The sequence below is a fragment of the Streptococcus sp. 27098_8_74 genome (assembly GCF_041431705.1).
Classification (GTDB): domain Bacteria; phylum Bacillota; class Bacilli; order Lactobacillales; family Streptococcaceae; genus Streptococcus; species Streptococcus salivarius_E.
This window is the reverse complement of the sequence record NZ_JAPVYF010000011.1, coordinates 1-17898: the sequence shown is the minus strand read 5'-3', so window position 1 is coordinate 17898 and position 17898 is coordinate 1. Positions and strand designations below refer to the sequence as shown.

General features: G+C 39.0%; 19 protein-coding genes. All 19 read left to right on the top strand.

What is annotated here, in order from left to right; translation table 11 throughout:
- Positions 1 to 12 precede the first annotated feature (12 nt).
- Positions 13 to 663 carry a DsbA family oxidoreductase gene (locus O3670_RS05555; protein ID WP_175057365.1) on the top strand — a complete coding sequence of 217 codons (651 nt, stop codon included), beginning with the start codon at positions 13 to 15 and terminating at the stop codon, positions 661 to 663.
- A 159-nt stretch (positions 664 to 822) separates the two neighbouring features.
- Positions 823 to 1386, top strand: a complete 564-nt coding sequence (locus O3670_RS05550; RefSeq protein WP_049530577.1) for a TMEM175 family protein — start codon at positions 823 to 825, stop codon at positions 1384 to 1386.
- 481 nt (positions 1387 to 1867) lie between these two features.
- On the top strand, positions 1868 to 2449 hold the full coding sequence (locus O3670_RS05545) for a hypothetical protein (RefSeq protein ID WP_371595886.1): 582 nt from the start codon (positions 1868 to 1870) through the stop codon (positions 2447 to 2449).
- Between the two features lie 3 nt (positions 2450 to 2452).
- Positions 2453 to 2662, top strand: a complete 210-nt coding sequence (gene relB, locus O3670_RS05540) for a type II toxin-antitoxin system RelB family anti-toxin (protein ID WP_002886384.1) — start codon at positions 2453 to 2455, stop codon at positions 2660 to 2662.
- Between the two features lie 672 nt (positions 2663 to 3334).
- Positions 3335 to 3751, top strand: coding sequence for an LPKTxAVK-anchored surface protein (locus tag O3670_RS05535; protein ID WP_371595885.1), 417 nt, complete (start codon positions 3335 to 3337; stop codon positions 3749 to 3751).
- A gap of 86 nt (positions 3752 to 3837) precedes the next feature.
- Positions 3838 to 4674, top strand: coding sequence for a class B sortase, LPKTxAVK-specific (gene srtB, locus O3670_RS05530; protein WP_002889691.1), 837 nt, complete (start codon positions 3838 to 3840; stop codon positions 4672 to 4674).
- 165 nt (positions 4675 to 4839) lie between these two features.
- Complete coding sequence (locus O3670_RS05525; RefSeq protein ID WP_073685762.1) at positions 4840 to 6057, top strand: CapA family protein; 1218 nt, start codon at positions 4840 to 4842, stop codon at positions 6055 to 6057.
- Between the two features lie 321 nt (positions 6058 to 6378).
- The gene (locus O3670_RS05520; protein ID WP_002889695.1) at positions 6379 to 6645 is read left to right on the top strand and encodes an ACT domain-containing protein; all 267 of its coding nucleotides are present in this window, start codon (positions 6379 to 6381) and stop codon (positions 6643 to 6645) included.
- Between the two features lie 17 nt (positions 6646 to 6662).
- Positions 6663 to 8000 (top strand): PFL family protein, encoded by a 1338-nt coding sequence (locus O3670_RS05515; RefSeq protein ID WP_073685763.1) that lies wholly within the window; start codon positions 6663 to 6665, stop codon positions 7998 to 8000.
- Between the two features lie 115 nt (positions 8001 to 8115).
- Positions 8116 to 8820: a histidine phosphatase family protein gene (locus tag O3670_RS05510; RefSeq protein WP_073685764.1), complete on the top strand. Its 705-nt coding sequence runs from the start codon at positions 8116 to 8118 to the stop codon at positions 8818 to 8820.
- A complete protein-coding gene (locus O3670_RS05505) occupies positions 8807 to 9604 on the top strand; it encodes a M15 family metallopeptidase (protein ID WP_371595883.1) in 798 nt (265 codons plus the stop codon). The genes O3670_RS05510 and O3670_RS05505 overlap by 14 nt, the downstream gene beginning before the upstream one ends.
- Positions 9601 to 10182: a glycoside hydrolase family 73 protein gene (locus tag O3670_RS05500; RefSeq protein WP_004182173.1), complete on the top strand. Its 582-nt coding sequence runs from the start codon at positions 9601 to 9603 to the stop codon at positions 10180 to 10182. The genes O3670_RS05505 and O3670_RS05500 overlap by 4 nt, the downstream gene beginning before the upstream one ends.
- A 193-nt stretch (positions 10183 to 10375) precedes the next feature.
- Complete coding sequence (hrcA, locus tag O3670_RS05495; protein WP_004182170.1) at positions 10376 to 11410, top strand: heat-inducible transcriptional repressor HrcA; 1035 nt, start codon at positions 10376 to 10378, stop codon at positions 11408 to 11410.
- Between the two features lie 38 nt (positions 11411 to 11448).
- On the top strand, positions 11449 to 11973 hold the full coding sequence (grpE, locus tag O3670_RS05490; protein WP_002886396.1) for a nucleotide exchange factor GrpE: 525 nt from the start codon (positions 11449 to 11451) through the stop codon (positions 11971 to 11973).
- Between the two features lie 316 nt (positions 11974 to 12289).
- The gene (dnaK, locus tag O3670_RS05485; RefSeq protein ID WP_175057367.1) at positions 12290 to 14113 is read left to right on the top strand and encodes a molecular chaperone DnaK; all 1824 of its coding nucleotides are present in this window, start codon (positions 12290 to 12292) and stop codon (positions 14111 to 14113) included.
- A 353-nt stretch (positions 14114 to 14466) separates the two neighbouring features.
- Positions 14467 to 15600, top strand: a complete 1134-nt coding sequence (gene dnaJ, locus O3670_RS05480; protein WP_002886399.1) for a molecular chaperone DnaJ — start codon at positions 14467 to 14469, stop codon at positions 15598 to 15600.
- Positions 15601 to 15705: 105 nt separating this feature from the next.
- Positions 15706 to 16452: a tRNA pseudouridine(38-40) synthase TruA gene (gene truA, locus O3670_RS05475; protein ID WP_014633801.1), complete on the top strand. Its 747-nt coding sequence runs from the start codon at positions 15706 to 15708 to the stop codon at positions 16450 to 16452.
- The gene (locus O3670_RS05470) at positions 16445 to 17206 is read left to right on the top strand and encodes a bifunctional hydroxymethylpyrimidine kinase/phosphomethylpyrimidine kinase (RefSeq protein ID WP_014633802.1); all 762 of its coding nucleotides are present in this window, start codon (positions 16445 to 16447) and stop codon (positions 17204 to 17206) included. The genes truA and O3670_RS05470 overlap by 8 nt, the downstream gene beginning before the upstream one ends.
- Positions 17196 to 17669 (top strand): ECF transporter S component, encoded by a 474-nt coding sequence (locus O3670_RS05465; RefSeq protein WP_175057368.1) that lies wholly within the window; start codon positions 17196 to 17198, stop codon positions 17667 to 17669. Before O3670_RS05470 ends, O3670_RS05465 begins: the two co-directional genes overlap by 11 nt.
- The last annotated feature ends 229 nt before the right edge of the window (positions 17670 to 17898 follow it).

Sequence of the window (17898 nt, the reverse complement as noted above, 5' to 3'; positions counted from 1 at the left end):
AAAGGAAGAAATATGGAAATTAGTTACTGGTCAGATATTGCCTGTCCATTTTGTTACATTGGTGCTAGTCGGATGAAGCGTGCTATGGCAGCTGTTGGTTTAAACCCGGAAGATTTGACAATGAAAGCTTACCAGCTAAATCCCAATGCGCCTTTAGAAACAAGTGAAACCATGCTCACAGAGTTTGCTGCCAGTCACGGTATGACCACTGAGCAAGCTAAAGCTCAGTTTGCGCACATGGAAAGCGTGGGAAATGAAGAAGGGCTTCGTATTGATATGGCGGGGATTATCCCAACCAACACCTTTTCAGCTCACCGTCTTATTAAATGGTCGCAGAAGTATTTAGATAAAAAAGATCATCAAAATTTCATTATGGCCTTGTACTATCTTTACTTTGAAGAACATGCCAATATTGCGGATCATTCTGTGTTACTAGCTGTTATCAGTGAGTTCGCTCTACCACAAGAAGAGGCAGTGCAGGTTCTTGCTGGCGATGCGTTTGCTGACGAGGTCAAACGCGATATCTTAGAAGCCAATCAATCAGGCGTTCAAGGTGCACCTTTCTTTGTTCTGAACAATAAGTATGGCATTTCAGGTGCTCAGCCTTATGAATACATGTTAGCGGTATTAAAACAAATTCAAGCAGAGGAAGGAGCACAATAAAATGATAGATACCCCTTTTCAACTATTAGACAGCAATTCAGAAGAGACAGGTTTAGTTTGTGGGATTGATGGCTGCAGCATAGAGCCCTCAACACAGCCGTTAGAAACTACCTCTCAGCCATTAGAAAAAAGCAAAAAAGCAGTCATTAGGAGGGCAGAATGGAAAAACAAAGGGTAGAAGCCTTGTCAGATGCTATATTGGCCATTATTGTCACAATTATGGCCTTGGAGTTACAGTTACCTGAGGAATTGACAGTAGTAGGACTTAGAAGCATGCTACCCATGCTTTTTATCTACATTACTAGTTTTTTGCAAATCATGGCAGTCTGGCTATATTATCATGAACTCTACAAATTAGTAGATCATGTCAGCTTTCGTTTATTTGGAGCCAATAGTTTTTGGCTTTTAACAGCTAGTTTTGTTCCCTTAGCGACTCGAGGGATTGGACAGCATTCCGCTAATTTTGCCTTTCTCCTGTTTTACCTCATCGTTCTTGCCCTTTGGGATGTAGCTTGGATAATCATGACAGCAATGGTGATCAAGACGAGTCAAAGACCGTTATCAGCTGAAGAAAAAAAGATACCTTATCGGTGGGCACTATTATATGGATTGCAGCTAGTAATCATATTATTAGTTGGTTATCTTTTTCCAAATCTCATTCCTATTGCCCCGCTGCTGATGATTGTTAATGTTATCTATGGTTTTTTAAGCAACAAATCTTGAAAAAGACTAAAAATAATGGCTAAATAGCATCGGTTATAAAAACCAGGTCTTAAGAAAGCTCGTAAAGCTTCACAATTCTCAAAACGTTAATTCGTTGCTGGGAAGCACAATACAAACGAAAATACTTTGCAACTTGCAAGGTGTTTTTTTGTATGAGAATTGGCGGTGCGCAATTAGGATAGCTCTAGCGACTTTAGTCGCATAGAGATATGCTATGCATAGTTGCCCCAAGAAAACAAGCGAAGCGATGTTTGATTGGATGGCAACCACTGCACTCAAAACGTTAATCGATACGATTATATCAACGTTTCAAAGCACTCAAGAGTTTACCTCATGGGTGCTTTTTTGTATAGATTTCTGAAAAATTGTTCAAAATCTTACTAGAGTTTTGTCTTCATCTTGAAATTCTGACAACAATGTGATATATTTATAACAGATAAGGTGTGATGTATTTATAACATAGTGAAAGAAGGTGACGAAAATGAAAATGTCGAAGAACTTAAAGATAATCCTTTATATCGCTAGCGTGCTTATTGTTGTATGTTTAGTTTTATTGCTGGGGAATCATCTACCGATTCTAGCAAAAGGTGCTATTATGACGATGTCTTGGCTTCCTACGTATTTGGCTTGTACGATGCTATCGGTCCTCTCAAAATCAACCTATCAAAAGAAAGAGAAAAATATGTTTGGGATTACTGCAAAATTATATACAGTGCTTGTATTTCTCTCGTCCTCGATTTATACTATTGGAGTTTGGCTTCTAACTCCTGGTTCTTTGATTAAGAATATAATGTTAGGAATTGGATTAAGTGTTCAGTTGTTATTAATGTTTTACTTCTTATTCAAGAGAATTAATGAAAAACCCGATGAACGATTTTATAGAAATATTGCAAAGTCCTCTTCCATTTTGTTTACAATAGCAATCTTTATATTATTGGGAATTGCAACCTTGATAGCCGTCTGTAAAGTTTTCATTTTGAATGCTGGATTTCTTTATATTTTGGTGGCTTTTTTACTCTTATTATTTGCCATTACTTACTTTATCATTGAAAAAAGGGGATGAAATATGGCGAAAGAAAGTAAAATAAAGACTAACTTGAAAGAAGTAAGGGAAGCTTATGGTATGACTCAACAAGATTTAGCAGATCAAGTAGGAATACGGAGAGAAACGATTGTTCACTTAGAAAATAACCGCTACAACCCTTCGTTGGAAATGGCTTTAAAAATAGCACAAGTCTTTAATAAACAAGTGGAAGAACTATTTCGTCTGAAATAAGAGAAGTAAAACAATCCAATTGATTTGTGTATTAGTTTTTTGGAGACTTGTTATTCTGAGAAGAGGTCTTGGTAAGAGGGAGTGTTTTCAAAGGAATTTTCTTGACTTCACCTTAGTTGAAACGCTTTTAAAAATAAGATAATAGTTTATTTTTCAAGCATTTTAACCCAATAATAGAACTTTTTAGGCAGAAATGTTTTTAAAAATGCTAATGTTTCTCTAATCTATTCGGTTTTTAGGCCCTGCATATTATGTAGTTATCATACAAAAGCGCTCAGAGTGAATGAGTACATTCATTTGAAAGTTGATATTGTTCTATACCTCAAACAACTTAGATTTGGTCATTTTATAGGACTCTTCTAGCCATTGTTTTTTATAATAATGAATGTATATTTTAAAAATTATGCTTTTATATATGATTTAAATTTGTATTTAAACTTAGCAGAGGACATAATAAATTAGCTAAAATAACATTAAAATTAAAAATGATTAATTATTACTATTTGGTAACAGACTTCAAAAACCCTTTGTTTGTAGGAATTGTAGGATATATTAAAAATTTAAAAAAGTTTTTAAAAATTGTTGACATATCTCTAGATAGTGTTATAATCTATAGATGTCAGGGAGGTCCTGATACTAAATATATAATAATCCATTAGAGGAGAAACAATTATGAAAAAAGTATTGCTTACATCAGCTGCAGTTCTTGCAGTATTCGCTTCATCAGCAGCAGTTTTCGCTAACGACGGTAACGTTCACACTGGAAACCTTGATAACAAAACAGAAGTAACTGGTAAAGACTTCTTCTCAAACGAGACTGATGGTCTTACTCAAGCTGCTAAAGATGGTCTTAACAACGTTGATGCAGATTCAACTAAACAAAAATTTGAAGATGCTGGTGAACACATCGAACCAAAACGTGATGCTAACGGAAACATCATCAAAGACGAATTTGTAGTTACTGATAAAGCTAACGCTAACAAAGACGCTAAAGAAGAAGCTAAAGCTGTTAAAGCTGCAGAAAAGAAAGCTCCAGCAGCAGCAAAAGCTGACGCTAAAGCTCTTCCAAACACAGCAGCTGTTAAATAATTAACTGCTATTGCTAAAAAGAATATCACTGGGGCTAGGGCTTCGGTGATATTTTTCTATGGATAAAGAAAAGGATTTGACATTTTATGAGTAATCACAATCGTAAATCTAATGGATCTCGCAATAAACTGATTGCTGGGATTTCTGCCGTAGTAATTGCTGCTTTGGCTATCTTCCTTGGCTTCCAGTTTATGTCTCCAACAGCATCATCCTCTAATGGTGTTAAGAGTGTTTTAACGACTAAAAAAGCAAACACTTATAAAGTTTCAGATGAGGAGAAAGCCTACCTCAAAAATAAATTTGATGGTCTTGAGGCAACAAACCCTGATACTATCGCTTATGTCTATGCACCAGGGACTAAATTGGATGAGCCAGTTGTTCAAACAACGGACAATTCAACCTATTTAGATAAAACATTTGATGGAGGAAACGTTCCGTATTTGGGAACTGTCTTCATGGATACAGACAATAAGAAAGATTTCAGTGATCGTTTGACTTGGCTCTTTGGCCATGCTCGAGGCAGTAAGGTTGCTGATAGTCGTATGTTCAACGATGTTAACTACTATAGTGATCAGTCGTTCTTTGATAAACACAAATATGTTGTTATTGAGACGCCTCAACGTAAGTACTATTATGAAGCGCTTGCTATGGTAATTGTGCCTGAAGACACAGCTTTCTATCGTACATCATTTGAAAGTGATAAAGACTTTAAACAACAGTTGGATATTATCTATGATCAAGCAAGTGTTAAAAACAAGGATTTGAAGGTTAGTGCTTCAGATAAATACCTCGTTCTTTCTACTTGTCGTGAGGAAGATGAAACGATTCGTGCCAATCTCTACTTACGTCAAATTCCAGACTCTGAAATGTCTGATTTTGTAGCTAAACATGGTAAAGATTTGGAATACACACCAACACGCTAATCATTAACAGAACTCTACTTCAGTATGAAGTAGAGTTTTTATCTTGTCTAAGAAAACTGCTCTTTTCAATCGTCGTGGAATTGAGATGTAACCGTTTATTAATCTTTTTTATCATCAATGGATAAGTTTTTTTGGTACACTAGAAGTATGAAAAAGGAGAGTATTATGAAACAGAGCCAGGCTAAAAAGCGTGACAATGCGATGACTAATAAGATTTTGATGGGGTTAATTGCTCTTGTCTTAGGTTTGCTTTTTCTTGAGATTTTAATTGTTCATAGTAAGAACGAACAGCAAAAGAGTGCCTCGAACCAAGTACAGACAGCACGTATCATGGCTAATGGGGACTTGCTCTATCATGACGGTCTCTATATGAGTGCCCTGCAGGCAGATGGTAGTTATGATTTCACGGAGAATTTTACTTATGTGAAGCCGTGGTTAAAGCAGGCTGATTTGGTTTTGGGTGATTTTGAGGGAACTATCAATCCTGACTATCCCTTGTCAGGCTATCCTCTGTTTAATGCTCCTCAATCAGTGACTGCAGCTATTAAGGATGCTGGCTATGATGTCATGGATTTGGCTCATAATCATATCTTGGATTCTGGTTTAGAGGGAGCTTTTACAACAGCTGATGCTTTTAAAAAAGTAGGAATTGATCCTGTTGGTGTTTATGAAAAGCCAGTTCGTGACAAGGCGCCACTCCTCATAAAGAATGTTAATGGTATCAAGGTTGCAATACTTTCCTATGCTTATGGTTACAATGGCCTAGAGTCAAACTTAACGGATAAAGAGGTTGCAGACCACTTATCGAATTTGGATGAAAAACGTATGAAAGCTGAGATTCAGCGTGCAGAAAAAGAAGCAGATATTACGGTTATCATGCCTCAGATGGGTGTTGAGTATCGTTTGGAACCGACAGATGAACAGGTTAAACTCTATCATAAGATGATTGATTGGGGTGCCGATATTATCTTTGGAGGTCATCCTCATGTGGTTGAGCCTTCAGAGGTGGTTAAAAAGGATGGGCAGCAAAAACTTATTATTTACTCAATGGGGAATTTTATCTCTAACCAGCGCATAGAGACTATGGATGGTGTGGATAGTGCAGAGTGGACAGAGAGAGGTGTCTTAATGGATGTGACCCTTGAGAAAAAGAATGGTCAAACCACGATTAAGACGGCTCAAGCACATCCGACTTGGGTTAACCGTACGCCTAAAGGAACAACTTCGCCAGAGGGGTATCCTTTGTATACTTACCAAACTTATATTTTAGAGGATTTCATTAAAGGTGGTAAATACAGAAATAAACTAGATGAAGAGACCAAAGAACGTATCGATACTGCCTATAAAGAAATGAATGCCCATGTTAATTTAAAATGGAAATAAAGCTAAGATATCGCCTAAATTTGGCGGTATTTTTTGTTTATTGACAAGTTACCCACAGACTTATCCACAGGTGTGGATAAGTCTGTTAACTGTGTTGAATATTGATTTTTCAAGGTTTTAAAAGAAGGAAATTATTTAGGTTGTGAACAAGTTTATCCACAAGTAGTTAAGTCAAAGAGAGGATGTTTTCATAAACGATAATGATTAAATGTCGCTGAAATATTCGTCTTTTTCAAGAAAAAAGAGGCAATTTTCATAAAAAATAGCATTTTTAATCAAAATATGCTAAAATTATACAAAATAAAATGATGGAGGCTTCTCATGAAAGCAATTATTACAGTTGTAGGTAAGGACAAAGCAGGTATTGTTGCGGGTGTTGCGACTAAGGTAGCAGAACTTGGTTTGAATATTGATGATATTTCTCAAACAGTCCTTGATGAATTCTTTACCATGATGGCGGTTGTATCATCGGAAGGCAAACAAGATTTTACACACCTACGTGCTGAATTGGAAGCCTTTGGTGAGTCATTGAACGTTAAAATCAACATCCAAAGTTCAGCGATTTTTGATGCGATGCACAACTTGTAAGATAGGAGTAGCTTAAAATGGATATTAAACAGGTCACAGAAACCATTGCCATGATTGAGGAACAGAATTTTGATGTTCGTACCATTACCATGGGAATCTCACTCCTAGACTGTATCGATTCAGATATCGATAAGGCAGCGGAAAAAGTATATAACAAGATTGTATCTAAGGCTAAGGATTTGGTAACTATTGGCGACGAGATTGCGGCTGAACTTGGTATTCCGATTGTTAATAAACGTGTATCTGTTACTCCGATTTCAATCATCGGTGCGGCAACAGATGCTACAGACTATGTACCTTTTGCGAAGGCGCTTGACCGAGCAGCTAAGGAAATCGGCGTTAACTTTATTGGTGGTTTCTCTGCACTCGTTCAGAAGGGCTACCAAAAAGGTGATGAAATTCTTATTAATTCTATTCCACGTGCGCTTGCAGATACTGATTTTGTCTGTTCGTCTGTCAACATTGGTTCAACAAAGACCGGTATTAACATGACAGCAGTACGTGACATGGGACGTATCATCAAAGAGGCTTCTCAGGCAGATCCAATGGGTCCAGGTAAATTGGTTGTCTTTGCCAATGCGGTTGAAGATAATCCATTTATGGCAGGTGCCTTCCACGGTGTTGGTGAGGCTGATGTTGTAATCAATGTTGGGGTTTCGGGTCCTGGTGTTGTGCAACGTGCAGTTGAGAAAGTTCCAGGCGAAAGTTTCGATGTTTTAGCTGAAACAGTTAAGAAGACTGCCTTCAAAATCACACGTGTTGGTCAGTTGGTTGGTCAAATGGCCAGTGAACGTCTTGGTGTCGAGTTCGGTATTGTAGATTTGTCTCTTGCACCAACACCAGCAGTTGGTGATTCAGTAGCCCGTGTCCTTGAAGCGATGGGTCTTGAAGTTGTTGGTACACATGGTACTACTGCAGCTCTAGCCCTTCTTAATGACCAAGTTAAAAAAGGTGGTATCATGGCATGTAACCAAGTTGGTGGTTTGTCAGGTGCCTTTATTCCAGTTTCTGAAGATGAGGGTATGATTGCGGCTGTTAAATCTGGTCATATCAATCTTGAAAAATTGGAAGCTATGACAGCCATCTGTTCTGTTGGTCTAGACATGATTGCTATTCCTGCTGATACGCCAGATACTACAATCGCGGCCATGATTGCTGATGAAGCAGCTATCGGTGTTATTAACCAGAAAACAACAGCTGTTCGTATTATTCCTTATGGTAAGGAAGGTGACATGTTGGAACTTGGAGGTCTTCTTGGGTATGCACCGGTAATGAAGGTAAACAAAGCTTCGTCGGCTGACTTCATTGCGCGTGGTGGTCAAATCCCAGCTCCTGTTCACAGCTTTAAAAACTAAACGGATGATAAATGCTTTGCCAATTGGTAAGGCATTTTCTGATGGTCTCGCTGGCTAGATAGTCGAGGGGATTTGTGCTATAATGAATTCAAAAATGACGGAAAGAAGGGGCGCTATGAGTAAGGTTAGGTTATATATTGCGAGACACGGCAAAACCATGTTTAACACCATTGGTCGTGCACAAGGTTGGTCTGATAGCCCTTTGACCCCGTTCGGTGAAGAAGGTATTCGTGAATTGGGGCTAGGTCTGAAAGCAGCAGGTATTCCTTTTAAAGCTGCATATTCTAGTGATTCAGGTCGAACGATTCAAACCATGGATATCATTTTGCGTGAGACGGGTTTAGAAACTATTCCCTATAAACGTGACAAACGTATTCGTGAGTGGTGTTTTGGTAGTTTAGATGGTGGCTATGATGGTGAACTTTTCTACGGTGTGCTACCGAGAACAGATGCTTTTCAAGGTAAGGATTTGCATGAGGTAACTTATCCTGAACTTGCACAAGGTATCCTTGATGTGGATACGGCTGGTTGGGCAGAGTCTTGGGAAGTGCTCAGGAAACGTATTATAGAAGGGTTTACAGCTATGGCTGAGGATCTTGAGAGGTCTGGTGGTGGTGATGCTATCGTCGTTAGTCATGGTATGACTATCGCAACTTTTGCATGGTTAATTGATCCTTCTGTCGAGCATCCTTCATTGGACAACGGTTCGGTTACTGTTGTTGCTTATGAAAATGGTAAATTTACATTAGAAGCACTTGGCGATATGACTTATCGTCAGGTTGGGCGAGAGATAATAGAAAAAGAAAATGGTAAAAAATAACTATCCAAGTCGCCGTCGGGCGAAAAAGCAAACCAACTGGTTTTTGGTTATCAGTAGTGTCTTGATTGCAGTTCTTTTAGTTGCAGCAGGACTTTATTCAGTATTTGGTGTCAGCCGTACAGTCCAACAAACCAATGGATCGTCAGTAACAAAAAGTAGTAAACAAGCTACCGATGCGACTCAAAGCAAGGATACAAAGGGACTACCTGATGTATCGCCTAAAGACTGGCAATTGCTTTTGGTAAATCGAGATAATAAGTCTAAAGAACTTAACCCTGAGATTGCTGACGTTGATGGTGTTTCTGTAGATGCAAGAATTGCTAAGAACGTTAAGGAGTTTTTAGCGGCTGCTCAAGAAATTGATCCAAGTTATCACTTGATATCAGGTTATCGTAGTGTTGCTTATCAGACAGAACTTTATAACAGTTATGTTCAGCAGGAAATGGCTGCTGACCCAAGTTTGACGGAGTCTCAGGCGGAGAAAAAGGTTCAAACCTATTCACAACCACCAGGAGCGAGTGAACACCAAACAGGTCTTGCGATTGATATGAGTACTGTAGATAGCTTAAATGAAGCAGATCCAGATACAGTAGCTAAAGTCAAAGAGTTGGCGCCGAAATATGGCTTTGTTCTTCGTTTTCCAGATGGTAAAACATCGTCAACGGGTGTAGGCTACGAGGATTGGCATTTCCGCTATGTTGGTAAAGAGTCAGCAGAGTATATGACTGAACATAATCTTACTTTGGAGGAATATTTGGCATTATTAAAGGAGAAAGCTAAGTGAGACGACGTTTTAAACTAAAAGCCTTCATTACCTTAGTTGTTGTTTTTGCTTTAGGTATTCTCTTACCTTTGATTCTTCATGCCTCTACAGATGATAATGCGCGTGCGGTAAAGGTTGCTTACACACAGCAAGAATTTATTGAGACCTTAGCTCCAACAGCTCAAAAGATGTCTAAAAACTATGGTGTACCTGCGTCTATTCTCCTTAGTCAAGCTGCATATGAGTCAAATTATGGTAGCAGTCTTTTATCTGTTAAATACCATAACATCTACAGTCTCCCTGCTCAGCCAGGTCAAGAACGTATTCGTTTAAAGGATAGTATCTACAGTAAAGGTAAATGGCAATACCAAAAGGTGGATTTTGCAGTTTTTAAGGATTGGTCAAGTTCTATGATGACTTATTTAGAAGAACTTCGCCAAGGAACATGGGGCGAGTCGACCTATAAAGAGGTGGCAGGAACGACTAGTTATAAAGTTGCGGCAGAAAAACTACAAGCTGCGGGTTTTAGCAGTGATCCAGATTATGCCAAACACCTCATATCTATTATTGAGACCTATCATTTGTCAAAATATGATTGATAAGATTAGAGTACCTCTGAGGTGCTCTTTTTTTGCTTTTCTAGGTCTTAAGATGTATTTTTAGCACTCTCGCAAAAAGAGTGCTAATTTTTTTGGTTTTTTGGGTTGACATGTTCAAGTTTAGGTGTATAATAGAATCATAAGTTAGCAGTCGATGTATTAGAGTGCTAATGAATAGAAATGAGGTGACATCGTGATTACGCAAAGGCAAAACACTATTTTGAATTTGATAGTTGAGATGTTCACTCGTACACATGAACCGGTTGGTTCTAAAGCATTACAAGAATCAATTGATTCGAGTTCAGCGACCATTCGTAATGACATGGCCAAGCTTGAAAAGATGGGCTATCTTGAAAAAGCTCATACTTCTAGTGGGCGTATGCCAAGCCGAGCAGGTTTCCAGTATTTCGTCGCTAATTCTTTGAATCTTGATACGATTGATGAACAAGATGTTTACCAAGTGGTCAAGGCCTTTGATTTTGAAGCCTTTAAACTTGAAGATATCTTGGATGCAGCGGCGAAGTTGCTGGCAGAAATGACAGGATGTACAGCAGTGATTCAAGATGTGGAACCGACACGACAACGTCTGACTGGATTTGACATTGTTCATCTATCCAATCACGACGCTTTAGCGGTTCTTACTCTAGATGAATCTAAGCCTGTGACAGTTCAGTTTGCTATTCCAAAAAATTTCTTGTCTAGTGATTTGGAAATTCTTCATAAGCTTGTTCAAGAACGTTTTTTGGGAAACACTGTCTTAGATATCCATTACCGATTGAGAACTGAGATTCCTCAGATTGTGCAGAAGTATTTCAAGATAACAGATAATGTTCTAGATTTGTTTGATTATATCTTTTCACAACTTTTTAAGGAATTGATTTTCATCGAAGGTAAGGTTGCATCACTGACTTATGCCGACTTAAAAACTTATCAATTTTTGGACAATCCACAACATGTGGCACTTGAGCTTCGATCAGCTATCTCCGATGATGAAGTGACCAAGATTTCGGTTGCAGAATCAACTGAAGAAGCGCTTGAAAATGTCACAGTTATGAGTCATAAATTCCTGATTCCTTATCGTGGGATGGCGCTCATGCATGTGATTGGCCCAGTTGAAATGGATTATCGTCGCATGGTTAGTTTGGTCAATGTTATTAGTAGAGTTTTGGTTATGAAGTTGACGGATTATTACCGTTACCTCAATAGTAACCATTATGAAGTTAGCTAAGATATAACATTTAAAAAGTATAGAAAGAGGTGTATGCCTTGACTGAAGATATTAAAAAAGAAGAAGTGAAAGAAGAGGAAGCTACGGAGACAACTGAAGAAGTTGTAGAGGAAGTAAGCGAACCTTCTGAACTTGAAGAAGCCCAAGCGCGTGCCGAAGAATTTGAAAACAAATACCTTCGTGCCCATGCAGAAATGCAAAACATTCAGCGCCGTGCAAATGAAGAACGTCAACAATTACAAAAGTATCGTAGCCAAGATTTGGCAAAAGCAATTTTGCCATCACTTGATAACCTTGAACGTGCTCTTGCCGTTGAGGGCTTGACTGATGATGTCAAAAAAGGTTTGGAAATGGTGCAAGAAAGTTTAGTGCATGCTCTTAAAGAGGAAGGGATTGAAGAAATTCCAGCAGATGGTGATTTCGATCATAACTTCCACATGGCTATTCAAACAATGCCTGCAGATGATGAACATCCAGCAGATACGATTGCACAAGTTTTCCAAAAAGGGTATAAACTCCACGAACGCGTCTTACGCCCAGCTATGGTAGTTGTATACAACTAGGATACAAAGTCCGTAAAAGCTCACAGTAAAAATAGGAGATTGACGAAGTGTTCGATGAACACAAGGAAATCTATCTTTTTTACCCAGAGCTTAGGGCGTGTTCAACTAGGCAATTCTGACGGTTGCTGAAGCAACTCGTCAGAAAACGGCAATCGCTATGGCGCTTGCCTAGCCTCCTAACTAACTCGTCGTCAAAATAAAATCGATTTCGACTTCTTGTGTCGTAACATAATTGAAAACTTGTCCGAAATGACAGAAAACTATGAATGAAAGATAAAAAAGCAAAATAGAAATTAAGTAAAAAGGGGAAAAACATATGTCTAAAATCATTGGTATTGACTTAGGTACAACAAACTCAGCAGTAGCAGTTCTTGAAGGAACTGAATCAAAAATTATCGCAAACCCAGAAGGTAACCGCACAACTCCATCTGTTGTGTCATTCAAAAATGGTGAAATCATCGTTGGTGACGCTGCAAAACGTCAAGCAGTAACAAACCCAGATACAATCATCTCTATCAAATCTAAGATGGGTACTTCTGAAAAAGTTTCTGCAAACGGTAAAGAATACACACCACAAGAGATTTCAGCTATGATTCTTCAATACTTGAAAGGTTATGCTGAAGATTACCTTGGTGAAAAAGTAACTAAAGCAGTTATCACAGTTCCTGCTTACTTCAACGATGCACAACGTCAAGCAACAAAAGACGCTGGTAAAATCGCTGGTCTTGAAGTAGAACGTATCGTCAACGAACCAACAGCAGCAGCCCTTGCTTATGGTTTGGATAAGACTGATAAAGAAGAAAAAATCTTGGTATTCGACCTTGGTGGTGGTACATTCGACGTATCTATCCTTGAACTTGGTGACGGTGTCTTTGACGTATTGGCCACTGCAGGGGATAACAAACTCGGTGGTGATGACTTTGACCAAAAAATCATCGACCACATGGTTGAAGAATTCAAGAAAGAAAATGGAATCGACTTGTCAACAGACAAGATGGCTCTTCAACGTTTGAAAGACGCAGCAGAAAAAGCTAAGAAAGACCTTTCAGGTGTCACTTCAACACAAATCAGCTTGCCATTCATCACTGCCGGTGAGGCTGGACCTCTTCACTTGGAAATGACATTGACTCGTGCGAAATTCGATGATTTGACTCGTGACCTTGTAGAACGTACGAAAACTCCAGTTCGTCAAGCCCTTTCAGATGCAGGTTTGAGCTTGTCAGATATTGACGAAGTTATCCTTGTCGGTGGTTCAACTCGTATCCCTGCCGTTGTAGAAGCTGTTAAAGCTGAAACTGGTAAAGAACCAAACAAATCAGTTAACCCTGATGAAGTAGTTGCCATGGGTGCTGCTATCCAAGGTGGTGTTATTACTGGTGATGTCAAAGACGTTGTCCTTCTTGATGTAACTCCATTGTCACTTGGTATCGAAACAATGGGTGGAGTGTTCACAAAACTTATTGACCGCAACACTACTATTCCAACATCTAAATCACAAGTCTTCTCAACTGCAGCAGACAACCAACCAGCCGTTGATATCCATGTTCTCCAAGGGGAACGCCCAATGGCAGCAGATAACAAGACTCTTGGACGCTTCCAATTGACTGATATCCCAGCTGCACCTCGTGGTATCCCACAAATCGAAGTTACTTTCGATATTGATAAGAACGGTATCGTATCTGTTAAAGCTAAAGACCTTGGAACTCAAAAAGAACAAACAATTGTCATCCAATCTAACTCTGGTTTGACAGACGAAGAAATTGAAAAGATGATGAAAGATGCTGAAGCAAATGCTGAAGCAGATGCAAAACGTAAAGAAGAAGTAGATCTTCGTAACGAAGTTGACCAAGCTATCTTTGCGACTGAAAAAACAATCAAAGAAACAGAAGGTAAAGGCTTCGACACAGAACGTGATGTTGCTCAATCAGCTCTTGATGACCTTAAGAAAGCTCAAGAATCAGGCAATCTTGATGATATGAAGGCTAAATTGGAAGCTCTTAACGAAAAAGCTCAAGCTCTTGCAGTTAAACTTTACGAACAAGCTGCAGCAGCACAACAAGCTCAAGCAGGAGCAGAAGGTGCACAAACAGCAGATAACCCAGGCGACGATGTCGTAGACGGAGAGTTTACTGAAAAATAAGATGTAAAGTCCATTAAAACCTCACAGTGAAAATAGGAAGATTTCTCTTTTTCACCAAGAGGTTAGGGCGTGCTCAGTTCGGTAAGGTGTTGAGCTTAGCTAGTAAATGATAAAAAGAAATCCAGAGGTTGCAAACCAGCCTCTGTTTTTCGCTAAAATAAGTGAAGTGAATATAAGATATAGTTTTACTTCGTATCGTAACAAATATAAAATAGAAAGGAACAAAGAGTGTTCGTCGTTGAACACGGGCTATGGATTAAGCAAAAAAGATAGTTGGTTTCAAGGGACTAGGTGTTCATCTTCAAAACTATTACTTTGGCTTTCTCCATTAGATGCCCTTTGTATCTAAAATTATGAACAATACCGAATATTACGATCGTCTTGGGGTATCTAAGGATGCCTCTCAAGATGAAATTAAACGTGCCTATCGTAAGATGTCTAAGAAATACCACCCAGACATTAATAAAGAACCGGGTGCGGAAGAAAAATATAAAGAGGTTCAAGAGGCCTACGAAACTTTAAGTGATGACCAAAAACGTGCAGCCTATGACCAATACGGACCAGATGGTGCGAATGGTTTTGGTGGTCAAGGAGGCTTTGGTGGCTTCGATGGTGGTGCAGGCTTTGGTGGCTTTGAGGATATCTTCTCTAGCTTCTTTGGTGGTGGTGCTACTCGTAACCCGAATGCTCCACGTCAAGGTGATGATCTTCAGTACCGTGTCAACCTAAGCTTCGAAGAGGCGATTTTTGGTGCCGAAAAAGAAGTTCACTACAATCGTGAAGCAACATGTAAGACATGTTCGGGATCTGGTGCAAAACCTGGCACAAGCCCTGTAACTTGTGGTCGCTGTCATGGTCAAGGAGTTATCAATGTTGATACGCAAACACCACTTGGTATGATGCGTCGTCAAGTAACCTGTGATGTCTGTCATGGAACAGGTCAAGAAATTAAAGAGCCATGTCAAACTTGTCATGGAACAGGACATGAAAAACAAAGTCATAAAGTATCTGTCAAGATTCCAGCAGGTGTTGAAACAGGTCAACAAATTCGTCTTGCGGGTCAAGGTGAAGCTGGTTTCAATGGTGGTCCTTATGGAGACCTCTTTGTAATCATCAATGTTAATCCAAGCGATAAATTTACTCGTGATGGTTCAACAATTTACTATACACTTAACATTTCCTTTGTCCAAGCAGCTCTTGGTGATACTGTCGAAGTACCAACAGTTCATGGAAATGTTGAGATGACCATTCCAGCAGGAACTCAAACAGGCAAAACTTTCCGTCTAAAAGGAAAGGGTGCTCCACGTCTTCGTGGAGGTTCACAAGGAGACCAACACGTTACAGTTAAGATTGTAACTCCTACGAAGCTAAACGATGCTCAAAAAGAAGCTCTCCTTGCATTCGCCAAGGCAAGTGGAGATGAAAAAATCGCACCACAGAAAAAAGGTTTCTTCAATAAAGTAAAGGATGCCTTAGAAGATTTATAAAGGAAGGACGCTGAAGGCGTCTTTTTCTTTATTTCGAAAACTGTATGGGGTCACTTGACAATCGACCTACTTTTTATCCTTGAAAAAATCTGATATGATAATTTTATGGTTAGATACAAAGCGACAATTTCCTATGATGGTACACTTTTCTCAGGTTTTCAAAGACAACCAAATGCACGTTCTATTCAAGAAGAGCTTGAAAAGACTCTTTTACGGTTAAATAGCGGTACACCTGTCACCGTTCATGGAGCGGGGCGTACAGATGCAGGTGTTCATGCCTATGGACAAGTTATCCACTTCGACTTGCCCCAGGAGCGGGATCCAGAGAAGTTACGTTTTGGTTTAGATACGCAATGTCCAGATGATATTGATGTTGTTAGTATTGAACTTGTATCAGAAGAATTTCATGCACGATACAATAAACATAGTAAAACTTATGAGTTTCTAGTAGATGCAGGGCGACCTAAGAACCCTATGATGCGTAATTATGCGACCCACTATCCCTACCCTCTAAGTTTAGCACCTATGCAGGAGGCCGCTAAGGATTTGGTCGGTACACATGATTTTACAGGCTTCACAGCTTCAGGAACTTCTGTAGAAAATAAAGTACGCACAATTACACAAGCTAGTGTATCTATCGATGAGAAAACTGGATTTTATATCTTTACTTTTTCTGGCAATGGTTTTCTCTATAAGCAAGTTAGAAATATGGTCGGTACCTTGTTGAAGATTGGCAATGGTCGCATGCCTGTTTCGCAAGTTAAGACAGTGTTGGAAAGTCGTAATCGTAATCTCGCAGGACCAACGGCAGCAGGAAATGGGTTATATTTGAAGGAGATAAGATATGAGTGATGAATTGATTTTAGCGATTTCGGGGAATGATATTTTTAGTGGTGGCGGACTTCATGCAGATTTAGCGACGTTTACCACAAATAAACAGCATGGATTTGTGGCTCTTACCTGTCTGACAGCTATGACTGAGAATGGTTTTGAGGTCATTCCGGTTGATACTAATGTTTTTAAACAACAACTTGACTCACTAAAAGATGTCCCATTCTCAGCAATAAAAATTGGTTTGTTGCCTAACGTTGAAATCGCAGAATTAACGTTGGATTTTGTTAAAAAACATTCTGATATTCCAATTGTCTTGGATCCCGTTTTAGTATGTAAGGAGACTCATGACGTTGAAGTTTCTCAACTACGTGATGAATTGGTTAAATTTTTCCCTTATACCACGGTTATCACTCCGAACTTACCTGAAGTCGAACTGCTTATAGATAGAAAGGTTAAGACTCTTGATGACATGAAGCATGCGGCTAGCTATCTCAATGAATTAGGTGCTAAGACTGTCGTTGTCAAAGGTGGAAATCGCTTGGATGGTAATAAAGCGATAGATGTCTTTTATGATGGAACAGATTACAAATTGTTTGAAGAAGCTGTGCTAGACAAAAACAATACCGGTGCAGGATGTACATTTGCTTCAAGTATAGCTAGTGAATTAGTCAAAGGCTGTTCAGAAACTGAAGCTGTAGCAAATGCTAAAGCCTTCGTTTATGAATCAATTAAACAATCAAATGAATTTGGAGTAGTTCAATATGCAAAATAAGAAAACAAAAGAGCTAACATTATTAGCTGTCTTAACGGCTTTATCAGTGACCTTTGGATTCGTAGCTAAAATTCCGACTCCAACAGGGCTTTTAACTTTGGTAGATGCAGGAATCTACTTCACAGCCTTCTATCTTGGGAAGAAAGAGGGGGCAATTGTGGGCGGATTGTCTGCTTTTCTGATAGATCTGCTATCATCTGCTCCGCAATGGATGTTTATCAGTTTGTTAATACATGGTGCACAAGGTTATTTTGCTGGCTTAAAAGGGAGCTATCGTATCCTAGGCCTTCTGATTGCAGCAGTTGTGATGGTGGGTGGCTATGCACTTGCTTCAGTATTTATGTATGGAACAGGAGCTTCAATCGCAGAAGTAATTCCTAATTTCTGCCAGAATGCTCTTGGCGTAGTTGTTGGATGGGTATTGTATCAAGGATTCAAAAAAGTTCAGTCTAAAAAAGGTTAATAACATTACTAAACCCTATTGACAAGAACTAAATTGGGTGATAAGATATAAAAGTTGTCTTAACTGACTTGCCACAAACTTGAAAAGGTTCCAAAACTTTAAAAAAGTTATTGACAAGACAGGTCAGAGATGATATTATAAATAAGCTGTTTCGCGAGAGACAGCAGACACGAGAAGTGAAAAAAACTTCAAAAAAAGTGTTGACAAGGCATTCTAGATTTGCTAGAAT